Below are 15,079 nucleotides of genomic sequence, written 5' to 3'. Positions count from 1 at the left end.
TATAGTAGTACTGTAAATCATATTCTTTTTAATCCTTTAAAATGCTTTTAAATTACAGTGTCACTGTAATTTTTATCATAATAACACAATATTTTTTGATAATCTATAATTTTTAGAATATTTATTATATTTTATTTGTAATGTATCTTTTGGAATTACAGTATAAGTGAAATTATTACTTCACCCATTAATCACTGTACGGTATGAGCGACTTACAAGCGGATGCTGGGGACTTAAATTGCTTTCTTTCGGTAGTAAATTGCTTCCAAGCGGTGGTAAATGTTGTGGGAGCGGTAGTAAATTGCTCAAGAACGGTGGAAAATCGACTTTCACCGAGGGTAAATTACCCCATCAAAAAAAGTCTTCAACCTCCGAAGAGGCCAAAGACTTTGATTATTATAATAGCTATTAAGCTACTTGCTTATCAACAGAATCCTCGACAGTAGCTTGCGGTTTAGTTAGAGCACTTACGCCAAATGTCACAATGAGATTGACGATTAACGCTACTACACCCACGTTAAGGTCTTTCACAAATTGCGGCAATGATGGGAAGAGTGTTCCGATTGTAGAGCCACTGATTGTAATGTAGGCCACCATGAATACACCGACAGCAATCCCTGCGAAGGCACCCGCCTTTGTCACTGGATTCTTTTTACCAAGACTGAAAACAAGTGCAGGGAATAATTGAGTTACTAGGCTATAGCCCATTAACAGTAGTGTAACAAGTGTATCCCCACCCTTGAACGTAAAGAACAGTGCAACAATCGCCATAACTGGCACAAGGTTTTTCGCTAATTTTGAAATTTGTTGGTCTGTTGCTGACGGTACAAATACCTTATAAACATTCTTTGCAAGCAAGGTAGATGAAGACATCATAATCATTGAGCCGGGAACAATAGCAGTCAGCAATCCTGCTGCACCGATTAATCCGACAACCCATGGATCAAAGGTTTGCATGGAGAGTTTTAATAAAGCTAAATCTCCATCCGCTCCTTCTAAGCCTTTCACTTGAAGAATTGCAGCAAACCCTACAAAGAATACAAATAATAATACTAGCTGATACAATGGCATGATAATAGCATTTTTCTTAAATACGCGTGCGTTTTCGGCAGAGTAAATCGTACCGAATGTATGAGGCCACATATAAAAGCCTAGTGCAGTCAATAAAACTGTTGAAATAAACCAAGAAGTACTTAAGCCTGCATCCGGAAGTGCAAGGAAGCCTGGTTTTGCTGCTTCAATCGATTCAAACATCGGCTGGAAACCGCCGTAATAATGAATCGGCAGATAAATACCCAAGAAAAGAACAATGCCGAGAATCATAGCATCCTTGATGACAGCTGTCCAAGCAGAGCCATGAATACCAGAAATCATAACATAAACGGTTACTGAAATTACACCAATCCAAATCGCAGCTGTTGAAGAGATAGAGCCTGCAGATGCTTCTGATACGATAATCCCCAAACCTTTTAGCTGTAAGACCAAGTAAGGAATAAGAGCTGCAACACCTACTAGCGAGACAAAGACGCCAAGATATGGGCTTTTATATTTGCTGACAAAGAAATCCGATTGACTCATCAGCTTGTGGTCTTTTGCATATCGCCAAACAGCTGGCAATAGCCAGTACGACATGATATAAGCCAAACAGCCATAGCCTAGAATGTAGTATGTTGGACCACCTTTACCATATGCCCAGCCACTACCACCAAGGAACGTAAAAGTCGTATAAATTTCCCCTGCCATCAGCAAGAAGACAAAGATGGTGCCGAATCCACGGCCGCCCACTGTCCATTGTTCAAGGTTCATATCCTTGCCTTTTTGTGCTCGAACGCCCAAGAAGATGGATAGCAATAAAAAACCAAATATGATAACTAAAGCAATATTCATTGTACTTCCTCCTTCTTATTCTCGGGGTCTAATTTGAAGACGATAGCCATAATAACTGAACTCAGCACTACCCATAAGACCACATAAAATAGAAGGAAAGGCATGCCGAAAACATACGGTGTCACTTTATTAGCAAATGGAATGCCACCTAGCAATCCGACGAATGGGATTAGGGCAAGAAGATGATGCAGTTTCATTGAGTAACCTCCTTATTTTATAAGAACCGCCGGATACCCAGCGGCTCTAACTTTTACTATTTATTTACCTAAAAATTTAAACACCGCATGCAGGAATGTTTTAACGCCAATTTCAAGCGCATCTTCGTCTACTGTAAAGCGTGCATGGTGGTGTGGATAAGTGATCCCTTTTTCTTCATTACCTGCACCTACATAGAAGAAGCAGCCTGGCGCTTTTTCCATGTAAGCTGAAAAGTCCTCGCCACCCATATTTGGCTTCATCAGATCAAGTGCTTCCTCGCCAAATACTTCACGCACCGTTTCCTCAATCACTGCGGTTACTTCCTCATCGTTAATCACAGGACGGTAGCCAAACTCATATTTGAAATCATATGTCGCTTCATGTGCTTCAGTAATCCCTTTGATTACGCGTTCCATCTTTTCTGGAATGGTTTTACGAAGGTCGGCATCAAAGCTGCGAACAGTACCGCAAATATCTACAGATCCAGGAATGACATTATGTGTTGTACCACCTACAAATTGCGTTACAGAAAGTACTAGATTGTCTAGTGGATCTGTATTGCGTGATACAATATGCTGCAAATTCGTTACAACCTGAGCTGCAACTGCAATGGAGTCAACCGTTTGATGCGGAAGAGCCGCATGCCCGCCTTTTCCGTTGACTGTTAACCAAAACGTATCAGGAGCTGCCATCATCGGACCATATACAACACCGATCTTTCCAAGTTCAAGAGGTGACCATAAGTGAGTACCGATGACAAGATCAACGCCATCCATTACACCTGCTTGCACCATTTCTTCTGCGCCGCCTGGGAACAGCTCTTCAGCATGCTGGAAGAAGAAACGGACTTCCCCTTTGATTTGATCTTTTAATCCAGAAAGAATTTTAGCTGTGCCTAGAAGCATAGCTGTATGGCCATCATGACCACAAGCATGCATAACGCCCGGAACCTGGGAAGCAAATTCAAAAGTGTTTTCCTCATGGATAGGAAGTGCATCCATATCCGCTCTTAGTGCCAATGTTTTGCCTGGATTAGGGCCAATTAAACGAGCCATCACACTTGTTTTTGTTGGGCGAGAAAGCTCTAGGTTGCCAAACGATTCTAGCGTGTCATACACAAATTGTGCTGTTTTTTCTTCTTCAAAAGAGAGTTCCGGATTTTCATGCAAATGTCTTCTCCATTTAATAACATCCTCTCTCAAGTCTTGTGCTGCTTTATTTAAATCTACTGTTACGCTCTCATTCATTGTCATGTCTCCCCTTTTCTACTAATCTATCGTTTCGTTTACTTTTTGGACTGCTAGCGTTAAAAGTGTTTGGCAAAGAATGTTCGCGCCGTCCGCACAATCATCCTTTGAACTCCATTCAGCAGGATCATGGCTGATGCCATCCTTCGAGCGAATAAAAACCATCCCCATTGGACATAAATCTTTAAACTGCATACCATCATGTCCGGCGCCACTTGGAAGATATGTTTTTTCAAGTCCTACTGTGTCAAATGCCTCTTCTACTGCTTTCTTTACTGAATCTGCACATGGGACCGGTGTAACGCGCTGCAAATCTTCTATCGTTAGGCGCACTCCTTGCTTTTCACAAATATCATAAGCTTGTTCACGAATTCGTGTTTCCACCTCGTCGCGCACTGCTTCATCCGTATCACGCAAATCGAGTGTAAACTCAGCTCTGCCTGGGATAATATTAATGCCACCTGGCTTCACATCCAGCTGACCGACTGTACCGACTGTTGTGCCATTTCGACCGGCTTCTGTTTCAATCGAAAGCATTACTTTCGAGGCCGCTACCAATGCATCCTGACGAATAGCCATTGGAGTTGCTCCAGCATGGCCTGCTTCCCCTTCAATGATGAATTTCTGCCAGAGAGGACCTGCAATCCCTGTCACAATGCCCGCTGACAATTTTTGTGTCTCTAGCACTTTCCCTTGTTCGATATGTAGTTCAATATAAGCTTTGACTTTCTCTGGTCTTCTAGCTGCCCGGCCGATATAATCAGGATTCAGCCCATCAGCCTTCATCGCCTCCGCAATAGAGATTCCTTCTTTATCCCTTTGCTCTAAATCTTTCTGAGTAAGCGTGCCCGCAACACCACGGCTGCCAATCATGCCAAAGCTAAATCTTGCGCCTTCTTCATCCGTAAAAGCAATCACTTCAATCGGATGCTCTGTTTCAATTCCTTGTTCGTTCATACTCTGCAAAGCATCAATCGCAGCCAAAACGCCAAGCGGTCCGTCAAAATTTCCTCCATGGAATACGGAATCAATATGCGACCCTGTCAAAACTACACTCGCGTCTGGATTCTTCCCTTCTTTTCTGCCAATGAGGTTGCCAACTTCATCCTCCCAAACTAGCAGACCCGCTTCCTTCATATAAGTAGTGACCAATTCCTTTGCTTCCTGTAATTCCTTTGTAAAAGATAAGCGGATTACTCCACCGCCTTCCGCCTTACCAATCTCTCCAAGACGTTCAAGCCGGCTCCATAATCTTTCCGGGTTTATCATGATTGCCCCCTTCCCGACATCGTGTGATGGCTAAAATTTTGTGTTAAGAACCATTATAAAACTTTTCTGAATATTTGTTATGTTTTTGAAAACAAAATTAACACTAAATTTTTGTGTAAATCTACAAAAAGTAGAGAAAATAGTTTGAAAATTTATTATAATTGATAAATATTATCTAGAATATGAGGTGACGCCAAATGAAAGAAACATTGAGCCATCGCCAGCTGCAATCTTTAATCGAGGTTTCGAATGTATTGAATTCAACTTTAGATATTGATACGGTAATAGATTCCATCATGGACCAAACAGTTTCTATTACAGAAGCAGCACACGGGGGTGTTCTATTTATCTATGACAAGGTGCAGAATGTTCTTTTGCCCAGATCTAATAGACGCTTCACAACAGCTCTATCCGAAGTGCGCCTTCGACCTGGCGAATCGATGACAGGTTTAGCCTTCAATGCACGAGAGTGTTTGATTTTCAAAAATAGAGTGGAAGTAGAAAAAGCTACTGCTACTTTATCTGAGAAAAATTCAAAGCTAATGTACGCCTCTGTCCCGATGCTTCCCTACTCTTCCATATGCTCACCTATTCTTTCGAACGGTGAATGCATTGGAGTTATTACCCTTGATTCCTTTGATCCGAACCTACAGTTTGTGCCTCAGGATATTCATTTGCTTAATGCAATTGCACATCAGGCTGCAGTTGCATTAGAAAAAGCCAATCTATATCAAGAACAGGAACAGACAGTCAAAGTATTGGAGAGATTAAACAATACAATCATCGATCAAAACAAAATACTTTCCCGTTCAGTCGAAATTCATAAAAATCTTGCGACGCTCGTTTTAAAAGGAGAAGGACTGCAATCTATTATCAGTTATTTGCATGAAATCACAGGCTATCAAGTTTTTCTATTCGACGAGTTAGGAGAAAACATCTCCCATGCCTATGATGTAAGCTGGAATGACGACAAACTGTTTAAGCTAAAGGAAAAAGTTCAAAAAACAATGCAAACCACTGAAATTGTGCGTTCGTCCATTGAAAGAACTATCAATCCACATTATCCATACATAAACCTACTTACTATTGGTGCAAGACCTGAAATTTTTGGTTCACTCGTTGTAGCAGCTAGTGAGAAAATAGATGCCGTCGATTTGGCAGCATTGGAACACGCATGCACTGTCATCTCACTTGAAATGGTGAAAGAACAAGCTATTTTTGAAGCAAAAGAACGGATAGATGGTGAATTTATTAATGACCTCCTTGCTGGTAAAATGGATGATGCGCTCGTTCAAAAAGCAAAGCAATTACATTTTGATCCGAGTGGAAATTATATCGCCCTCATCTTGCGTATAGATGAAGAGGACCAGCTTCGAACCAGCATCAGCCGGCATTTCATCCAGTTGGCTAATCATATATTTTCACATCATCAAATAAAAGGAATTGCCGTCAGAAACCATGACCAAATCGTTATTCTCATGACCTTTCCGCAAAAGGTTTCTGTCTCTTATACCACAACGCAAATAAAGGAGCTTGTCTCAAAACTACAACACGAGTATGTGGTCAAAAAATGGGGCGATGCGTTGTCAATTGGCATCGGCCGGATTCATCCAACACTGCAAAAAGCAACAAAGTCATTACAGGAAGCGGCAAAATGCTTGCAGTTCATGAGCAGTTACGGAGAGAACAACAAAGTCGTCAGCTATAAAGACTTAGGTGTTCATCAGCTGCTTCTTCAAAACACTGAAGATGAGCTAATGGAATTTATATATGAAACCCTAGGACCGCTCATCCGATATGATCAAAATAAAAAAGGAGGACTGCTCCCTTCCCTATTTGCCTATCTGGAACATAACCAAAATGTAAAGGAAGCCGCAGAAGCCATCCATGTTCATACAAATACCCTTCTCTATAGATTGAAGAGAGTCGAAGAAATCTTAGAGACAAACCTGTCAAACAGCCAGCAATTTCTCACCATCAACCTTGCCGTAAGTCTTTATCCGTTTCTGCAGGAGAAAATCGAAATGGGCTAGAATTTTAGAGGTTTTTCTAGTTGAAAGTCAATAACGTTAAATAATGATTGACAACCAATGAGTTGTCAATTATCCAGAACTAAATTAACTCACTCTTATTTAGTAAAAACTTTATAATAATATTGTTGATTTTTGATGGTACTGTATTAATTAATAAGATTAATATACGAATCATCTTTTCATATTTCCTTTAAAATAAAAAATCCCAAGAAAAAAGATAGCATTATTTTGCTATCTTTTTTTCCATTTTCTTTTCATTTACTTTTTCTTGAAAAGCTATATATTCCCCAATACACTATAGGAAATATGATTATAATAAGAAAAGCAGTCTGATTACTAACATACTTTGAGAGTACAAAGATTATAAGCATTAATATTAAAAAAATTAAATAAATGGTTTTGTTAGATACTCTATTTTTCAATAAAGAACAGTCTCCATTCTACAAGCTAAACACCCGCCCAAACAGTTCTATGACTTACCTGAGTTTTACCAACTTGTTTTTTATATTTCTTATCTTTATATAGTTTTGTATATACTCTATACTCCATATAATTAGCATCTAAAATACGGACATCTTGTCTCACTTTATAATAACCTTCTTTGATGCCATATTGAATAGCAATATTAGCTATTCCTGAAAATACTGCTCCAGGGAAACCAAATGTAGCACCAAGTATACCGATTAAAGTTTGGGCTGTAAATTTCCCATTAGCGGTAACTTTATGTTTGTTCCATTTACCAATTAACCAACTACCAGTTGTTTTTTTTGCGGCTGATTGAACATTGCTAAACTTTGTTTGCTTTAGATTAAGACCCTCTATCATTTGATCTGCATTTTTTTGTATTTTATTCAAATCAGCAGCTGATAAATCTTTACTCGTTACGTCAATTTTATCATCTTTTAAGCTATAGATAAAAGATATAGTTCCTTCACCTGAAGTTACCTCAGATACTCGATAATCTTTGTTATCTATTGTTTTACGTACTAATTTGACATGCATTTTTTCTCCGGCAATATTCATACTTTCGTCGGAAATTAACCTTTTTGACTGTCCAGGATTCTCTTTTTCCTTTGCAAAAATATCATAACTGAATCCTGAAAGCATAACCATTAATGATAAACCAAAAATACACAAATTTTTCATTAACATTCTCCTTCACCTAAATATTTGATTTATATTATAATTTTATCGTATTTATATTTATTTGTGTAATTTTTTCCTTTTAAAGTAATTATATTTATTCTATAAAAGCTATTTAAGTCTTAATGTTAAATCTATGTCTAGTTTGATACTAAAATTGAGATTATTTCAAAATAGTCAGGTTATTTCTTAGTACCAAATTAAATCAAGCCTTTTTTGGAAAACGAGCTTTTTTAATCAATTATTAACTAAATACAAAACCATATGCTCTTCATCATAATATGTATTATCAACTTTTAATGCCCTTTTCTCTTTTGCGTATATCGAAAAGCCACAGGTGGTGTACAACTTTATGGCAGGGATATTAGTTGATACAACGCTTAAATATATTTGCTCAACGCCTTCTAAACTTTTCGCTTTTTCAATTGCTTTATAAATTAAAGTCTTTCCTAATCCACTTCCTCGCTTTTCAGGTTTAATGTACATCGCTACAATCGTTGCTCTGTGATTCAGCTTTATTAATGGCTCTCTAAATAAGGTGACCACTCCCACTAGCTCGTTTTCTTCAAAAGCACCAAAAGTAAATGAGTTCATGGGATCAGTAAATCGCTCTTTATATTTCGCTGCTGTTTGGTTTTTTTCCTCTTCGTAGGTTGTGGCAAAAGCATCTGGGCTATGTTGGAGAGCTTCAAGCCTGAGAGTAAAATAATCCTCAGCGTCATTAGTTCTTAATTGTCTTAATTCCATATGTGTCCCCTCCTTTCTATAAATATACGGTACTACAATATCGTATTCCTCTAAGCTATAAAAAATAATTAAATGTCCCTTTTTCATCTTTCTTCTCTATGTACTAGTTGAAGTAATAAAAAGTTATGGAGGGATATATTATGTTACTACTATTTGATTATGGCCATGGAGGCAGAGACCCCGGAGCTACTGCAGTTAAAAGAAAGGAATCAGACGATGTATTGAAACTCGGAAAAGCCATTGCGGCCATATTGCGAGAAAAAGGTCTAACTATCGATGAAACGCGAAATCGTGATGTCATGATTTCTTTGCTCGCTCGCAGCAATCTTGAACACAAGAAAAAATATGACTACTTTATCTCGTTTCACCGCAATGCAGCAAAAAATACTAGCGCCTCGGGAGCAGAAACCTTTGTTTATCTTACAAACAACAAAAAAGCTAAAGCTCTCGCTATCCCAATACAACAAGCAATGGTGAACCTTGGATTTAAAGATAGGGGTGTGAAACAGGCTGACTTCCACGTTCTACGGGAAACCTACTCACAAGCGATTCTTATTGAAATTGGCTTTATTACTAATAAAACAGATAATGAACTGTTTGATTCTAAATTTAATCAATTAGCTAATGAAATCGCGACAGCTATCTATAAACATTCTGATATCAAAATAACGGAAGGATCATCTTCTAACCCATGTTCACGCTAAGTCTTTTTGGCATCTATTAAGTTTGGATCTCTGTCTCATCAATGATTGTTCCGCCAAACCTGCGTCGCGGGTAGCTTAGGACTTAAATTGATTTCTTTCGGGAGTAAACTTATGATAGGCGGTTGTAAATGGAGAGAGAACGGTTGTAAAACGCTCGGGAACGGTGGAAATCATCTAAGAACAGCGGTAAACCTTCCTAACTTTTTTCCTCTATGCATTTAAAATTTTATCAACTCTTAGAATAAATTTGTAGACTCTTCTTATCTTATTGAATATTCAAAAATCAATAAGTATAATAGTATAAAAAAGGTTAGGGTGTATTATACTGCTAAAATTTATAATTATTTTCTCTGTCTTTTGTATTATTGTTTGGGCTTTAGATTTACTACTAAGAAAAAGCTTAAAAGTCCCAAAAGATAAAGATTATCGCTTTGTCAATTCTACACACAAAAAAATTGAAATCTCTATGATTTTAATTTTCCTATTTGTTTTAGTTTTTAGTAACTATAAATTCCCACTCGCCATGATCTTATTAATTTCTTTTGTTTTAATTCGAGCTTTTATTGAATGGAAATATGATAAAAATAGAAGAGAATACATCATAACGCTTATTTCAGTTTTCACCTACCCGACTTTTATAAGCATTGCTTATTATGTGTCTTTTAATTGAGTTAAAATAAAAAGAGTGGTTCCCCTTTTTGTAGGAGGAACCACTCTTATTCTATTTTAAAGGGGGGTATTTTGTTCAGATAAATTTTCAATCAACATACTAAAACATCTTTATAGGTGGGATAATATCATGATCAGGATAATCAAGACCTACATATAGACTTAAAGCTCCTGTTAAAATCAATGTGAATACTAATAATTGTTTTCTTTTCATTTTGTTTTCCTCCTAATTGTGGCGAGCTTTATTTGCTAAACGATAAAGCTCACTCGCTTTTTTATACTTAGTGTGATGAAAGTAGTAGTTTGCTAGCTTTTCCGCATATTCCACAACGTACTGGTTTAATTGTACTTTTTCAAAGAAATCGATCGCCTCCCGAAGTGTTTCTTCATATTGCTCATTTTCCAGATTTCTAATCTCCATATATTGAAGATGAAAGTGAAAATGGTATTCTCTATAAGGAAAAGTATCTAATAAAGACAGTCCCTTATCACACCATTCCATTGCTTCTTTAAACCGTCCCAGTTTCATATATTCTTTCGATAGCAAATAAATTAAACATAATAATTCATTACCCGATAATTGCGCAGACTGAAAGGCAGATTGAAGATGATTAATGGCTTCTAGAGAACGACCCATATCTGAATAAAGATAACCTAGATTATGTTGCGTGATAGCAATTGTATGCGTTTTTTGTAATTTCTCAGAAAGCTTCAAAGCTCTTTTTAAAAACTTTTCAGATTCATAATGATTTTGAATCCGACGTTGATTAACACCTATTAAAATTAATGAATCAAGCAAATTTTCAATATCAAATTCCGCTTCAAAGGATTCGATAGCACTTCTAGCAACCTGAATGGATTGAAAATACAATCGATGATGTGTATATAACCATGCTTGGTTATAGTAGATTATTCCTTTTTCAACCTCTGCAATGTCTATAAGCTTCATTAAGCCTATTAACTTTTCATTGCATTTCATGGCTTTAGTAAATTCCTCTTTTGCACATAAATACAAACTTAAGTAGTAATAATAATCAAAAACAGTTTGCGGCCACTGGGAAAGCAAATCAATCGATGTTTGATGGATTTTTTGATATTGAATGGTAGATTGTTCGATTTGTCCTGTAAAAACATATAATCCAAATAAGTAAACATCATATTGAATAAGAATCTCCTGAGATTGAGTTCCTTGGATTACATCCTTTAATTCCTCAGCGAGCTTTTCAGCTTCTGAGAAGTTTCTGTTTTTTACATTCCATTTAAACTGGGTAAAGTTTTTCAATAATCCCCCATCAAAATTATTCACTGCTTCCTCCGAGTCAAGTCCCAGCCTTTCACATAACATGTTGATGACTTCCTCACTCGCCGTGGCTACACCATTTTCGATTTTTGAAAGATAGGAAATTGCACATATTCCATCTGCTAGATCTTTTTGCGTAATATTTTTCAGTTTTCGAAAGTAGCGGATTTTTTCACCGATCAAGTTGTCTTATTCCCTCCTCCCACTTCCCTATATCAATAGTTTAATTATTCCAATAAATTAGAACAATAGGTTGGAGGGCCTAAAACAAACCGGTATACTATGAATTAATTATTAATATTCCTAGTTGACGCCAACTTTTGTCCACGCGGATGCCACTCCATTGTACTGTGTGCTTCCTGTGCCGTATAAATCAGCTGCTGATGCTAACAAAGCTGCACGTGCTGCGCTAAAATTGCTTTTTGGTGAAAGGTAAACGGTTAGCGCGCGATAGTAGATTTTTTGAGCTGCATCATATCCAACGCTTTGGATTGTATTATAAGCTGCTTTGTTTGGAATACCACTGTTTGTGTGGACACCTCCATTATCTGATGTAGTGTTCACATAGCCGCTCATATTTTCCGGCTGACCATATTGAGTTGGATTAGACAAACTTCTTAATGCATCACCTGCAATTTTAGGTGTGTACACATCTTCACCTATTAAGAAATTCTTTTTATCCATAAACATCGCAAAGGTATCAGAAATTGATTCGTTCAGTGCACCTGATTGTCCCTGATACTCTAAACCGGCAGTTCTTTCTGTCACGGCATGGGTAATCTCATGTCCTACAACATCAAGAGATCCCGATAATGATGTAAAGGTAGTTCCATCTCCATCACCGTATACCATTTGTGAGCCGTTCCAGAAAGCATTATTATAATTTCTTCCATAGTGTACAGTAGAAGTTATCGTTGCGCCTTTATTATCAAAACTATTACGGTTGAAAGTATTTTTATAATAATCATAAACAACGCCTGCATAGTAGTGCGCATCTACATCGGCACGTTGATTTGTAGCATTAAAGTTGTCATCAGGATCGACAGAGTAGCTTCCTGGCAGGCTGGATAAGTTTTTAGCAGTTCTAGTTTCAATCACGCCTGTCATTGCCTTAGTTGTATCATATAAATAGTAAGTGCCGCTTGAATAATAGGTATTCAATTTCTTCGTATCTCCAAGAACTCCTACGCCTGTCCCTTCTGTTACTGCATTATAGGAATCGATGACACTACCAGTTTCAGCGTCTACATAAACAACCCAGTTCGCTGGATAAGGATTAATAAATTGGAGATTAACTTTGTATGCATTATAGAAATTATCTCCTTTTTTATAAATCACCTGTTTTCCTTCCTCGTTGGTGCCACTTTGTTTTTCTCCTTTAGGGCCAACTTCAAAGTCAACTAGTGTTTCATCTTTTGTCAGATCGATAGATTTCCAAGCATTGTTGATTGCTTCTTTTTTCGTAAGGTTTGTTTTCAGTTTACCCTTACCTTTAAAGTAATCTCCCGCTTCAACAAATACGTCACCATTGACAGCAGTTACATAGCCCTTCTCATCTGTGTGAACTTTTAGTGCAGAACCATCAACCGGAATACCTTGAACAGATTGTACAAAGTCAAAGTGTTTACTTCCGATTTCATCCTTCGTTACATCCAATAATGTTAAATCTTTCTCTACATCAAATGGATAGGTCTCTTTATTATCTTTAAGGAATTGTTTAACCGCTTCTTTGTCTTTATGCGGTTTGTTTGAAAGTTTCCCATGAATGAAGGTAGGAACAGCTTGTCCTTTTTTCTTGGTTACGTTTTTCTCATTACCTGATTCTTTAATCTTTGCTGCTAACACATTTTGAGAATTTGTAGCATGGGCAGTTGACGAAAACGGTAGTACGGCACCAACAGTTAAGCTAAGAGCAAGAGCGATAGATGTACCTTTTTTCATAGATTATTCCTCCTAAGATTTATTTTTTGTAATTTTCTAAATCTTATCACAGCTTGCTAGTTTGGTAAATTGGGAAAACTAGTTAAAAAACCTTAAAATATCAGCGTTAATAGAGAGGTGGTTTCCTCAACTTTAAAAGCTTCTGAATTCTCTTCAATAAAATAATTTTAAAATAAAAAGCCTAATTCTCTATTATATAAATAGAGATTAGGCTTACTAAAATACGGGTGATATGATTATCTATTTTTATGAATGAGCTCTATATATTGTGTATCTCCATACCCTATGGTTGGGAAACGAGTAAACAATCTATTCACTAATTCCATGGTAGGTACATCTTTATTTTTTGCTATATATTTCACTACAGCATTGTCTTCTTTAAGCATATCTAAATAAATTTCTATGGCCTGATACATTACTGGAAACACGTCATTCGTTGGTCTTTGATGTTTTACTAGCACTTCTTTATAAATAGAAGAATAAGTACCCAATTTAAGTTCAGTTACATTCACTTTAAACTCATCTTCTCTAAAACTATATAAGAATATCTCTCCCTTATAGTTGGACTGCTCCAGATAAGTCAGCATTGTAAGTAGGTTCATCTGACAAAACATATCTTCTCCAAACCATAAAACAATACATTTATACTGTTTAGTAAACAGGTTATCTAATGGCTCGATTACTTTTTTAAAATAATTTTCTACTGAATCATTGTGTCCCTGAGCACGAGTTTTCACAAACTCTTCATCGAACACTTGGCTAGTTGCTGCATTTACGCACATGGCTTCATTAAATGGAACGTAATCAAAATCACCCATTAGTTTATTCTCTTTAAATTGTTCATACATAAATTGACCGTTTAATACATTTAGTACATCTCTATCAAATAGCTTGCTTGACTGCCTTTTTAATTTTTCAACCTCTTTTGTTGAAATAATCATTCCATCCCACTCCCCTTCTTTTTCTAGAGTAAGTTTAATAAAAGATTGAAGAGGCATCTCATTAAGCTGAAACTCTCTTGGATTTAGACCAAAAACACTTTTAAAAGCTCTGCTATATGCTTCTTGCGAAGAATAACCATAATCAACAGCGATATCAATTATTCTCATATTATTTTTCAAATCATCGGTAGATAAATATAGCTTTCTCAGAAGAACATATCGTCTAATCGTTATACCTGTTGCCTGATGAAATTTAAAGGAACAGTAATAAGGTGAATAGCCCATATATGTTGTATCTGTTTATTCATCTATCTCACTCCTCTATTCCATTATAGGAGGACTTTATTTCATCATTTTGATACTTCTTGTGATTAAATTAAAGAGCGGGATCATTTTACGCAGCTTGCTATAAACATTGACGCATCTTGGTTCATAAAAATTCGTTCTCCATGATAGAATGTCTTCATTTCTATTGATGTAAATCCTGCTTCAGCTAGAGTGGTCTTTAGTTCTTCATGAGCGAAACCGTTATGAACTTTCGGATGGTAGACTTTTTCGTTTTTATCAAAATCGACAATGATTAGTTTGCCGCCAGGATTTAATATACTGAACAACTCTTGCATTATTTTTTTCGTATCTGGCACATGAAGGAGCACTAAAGACATGAAAACAATGTCGGTTTTCAACGCTGGTGTTTCCACTGTAAAATCAGAATAAAGTACCTTGGCATTTGTAATTCTCTTTTGATTAATTTTTGCTTTAGCTACTTCTAGCATTTGCTTTGATGAATCAATCAATAAAACAGAGTCAACCAAATCAACTATCTCCAGACTGACCAGTCCCGTTCCACTTCCGTAATCTACTAAGGATTGAGATGAGCAATCTTGCAATTCCTTCCTGACTTCCTTCGCAATCACTTTTGCTAATTGTTTTCTTTCTTCCGAATCATACTTTTTCGCCATTTGTTCAAATACGTTCTCTTCCATTTTTACTTTCCCTA

The 15,079-nt window shown here is 36.9% G+C and carries 12 protein-coding genes and 1 pseudogene; 3 read left to right on the top strand and 10 right to left on the bottom strand.

The window, feature by feature from the left end; all coding sequences use genetic code 11:
- Nucleotides 1-408: 408 nt before the first annotated feature.
- From F0527_RS01575 to F0527_RS01560, 4 genes are read right to left on the bottom strand one after another with little or no spacing between them, the layout of a single operon-like run.
- Nucleotides 409-1,887: a sodium:solute symporter family protein gene (locus F0527_RS01575; RefSeq protein WP_150283550.1), complete on the bottom strand. Its 1,479-nt coding sequence runs from the start codon at nt 1,885-1,887 to the stop codon at nt 409-411.
- Nucleotides 1,884-2,084 carry a DUF3311 domain-containing protein gene (locus tag F0527_RS01570; protein ID WP_150283549.1) on the bottom strand — a complete coding sequence of 67 codons (201 nt, stop codon included), beginning with the start codon at nt 2,082-2,084 and terminating at the stop codon, nt 1,884-1,886. The genes F0527_RS01575 and F0527_RS01570 overlap by 4 nt, the downstream gene beginning before the upstream one ends.
- 60 nt (nt 2,085-2,144) lie before the next feature.
- Nucleotides 2,145-3,332: a M20 family metallopeptidase gene (locus F0527_RS01565; protein WP_150283548.1), complete on the bottom strand. Its 1,188-nt coding sequence runs from the start codon at nt 3,330-3,332 to the stop codon at nt 2,145-2,147.
- A gap of 21 nt (nt 3,333-3,353) precedes the next feature.
- The gene (locus tag F0527_RS01560) at nt 3,354-4,601 is read right to left on the bottom strand and encodes a Zn-dependent hydrolase (RefSeq protein WP_150283547.1); all 1,248 of its coding nucleotides are present in this window, start codon (nt 4,599-4,601) and stop codon (nt 3,354-3,356) included.
- Between the two features lie 197 nt (nt 4,602-4,798).
- On the opposite strand from F0527_RS01560, the gene F0527_RS01555 reads away from it, so the two are divergent.
- Nucleotides 4,799-6,634, top strand: a complete 1,836-nt coding sequence (locus tag F0527_RS01555) for a helix-turn-helix domain-containing protein (RefSeq protein ID WP_150283546.1) — start codon at nt 4,799-4,801, stop codon at nt 6,632-6,634.
- A 447-nt stretch (nt 6,635-7,081) separates the two neighbouring features.
- Here F0527_RS01555 and F0527_RS01550 read toward each other — a convergent pair whose 3' ends face one another.
- Together F0527_RS01550 and F0527_RS01545 are read right to left on the bottom strand one after the other, a co-directional pair.
- A complete protein-coding gene (locus tag F0527_RS01550) occupies nt 7,082-7,780 on the bottom strand; it encodes a hypothetical protein (RefSeq protein WP_150283545.1) in 699 nt (232 codons plus the stop codon).
- A 234-nt stretch (nt 7,781-8,014) separates the two neighbouring features.
- Nucleotides 8,015-8,524 (bottom strand): GNAT family N-acetyltransferase, encoded by a 510-nt coding sequence (locus tag F0527_RS01545; RefSeq protein WP_150283544.1) that lies wholly within the window; start codon nt 8,522-8,524, stop codon nt 8,015-8,017.
- A 140-nt stretch (nt 8,525-8,664) separates the two neighbouring features.
- Between F0527_RS01545 and F0527_RS01540 the strand changes: the two genes are divergently transcribed.
- Nucleotides 8,665-9,228, top strand: a complete 564-nt coding sequence (locus F0527_RS01540; RefSeq protein WP_190323358.1) for an N-acetylmuramoyl-L-alanine amidase family protein — start codon at nt 8,665-8,667, stop codon at nt 9,226-9,228.
- Nucleotides 9,229-9,547: 319 nt separating this feature from the next.
- Nucleotides 9,548-9,898 carry a DUF4181 domain-containing protein gene (locus tag F0527_RS17380; protein WP_150284883.1) on the top strand — a complete coding sequence of 117 codons (351 nt, stop codon included), beginning with the start codon at nt 9,548-9,550 and terminating at the stop codon, nt 9,896-9,898.
- 225 nt (nt 9,899-10,123) lie between these two features.
- On the opposite strand, the gene F0527_RS01530 is transcribed toward F0527_RS17380, so the two are convergent.
- The 4 genes and pseudogenes from F0527_RS01530 to F0527_RS01515 form a co-directional block, all read right to left on the bottom strand.
- Entirely contained in the window at nt 10,124-11,380 is a 1,257-nt protein-coding gene (locus F0527_RS01530) for a helix-turn-helix domain-containing protein (RefSeq protein WP_150283542.1), read from the bottom strand.
- A 120-nt stretch (nt 11,381-11,500) separates the two neighbouring features.
- The gene (locus tag F0527_RS01525) at nt 11,501-13,138 is read right to left on the bottom strand and encodes a M4 family metallopeptidase (RefSeq protein WP_150283541.1); all 1,638 of its coding nucleotides are present in this window, start codon (nt 13,136-13,138) and stop codon (nt 11,501-11,503) included.
- 236 nt (nt 13,139-13,374) lie between these two features.
- Nucleotides 13,375-14,367 (bottom strand): annotated as a pseudogene (locus F0527_RS01520) (helix-turn-helix transcriptional regulator); the annotation flags it as partial.
- Nucleotides 14,368-14,468: 101 nt separating this feature from the next.
- Nucleotides 14,469-15,065 (bottom strand): class I SAM-dependent methyltransferase, encoded by a 597-nt coding sequence (locus F0527_RS01515; protein ID WP_150283539.1) that lies wholly within the window; start codon nt 15,063-15,065, stop codon nt 14,469-14,471.
- Nucleotides 15,066-15,079 lie beyond the last annotated feature (14 nt).

Origin of the sequence: Rummeliibacillus sp. TYF-LIM-RU47 (genome assembly GCF_008638315.1) — a bacterium.
GTDB lineage: Bacteria > Bacillota > Bacilli > Bacillales_A > Planococcaceae > Rummeliibacillus > Rummeliibacillus stabekisii.
Note: the sequence above shows the minus strand (reverse complement) of the source record. Positions and strands in the feature narration are given on the sequence as shown.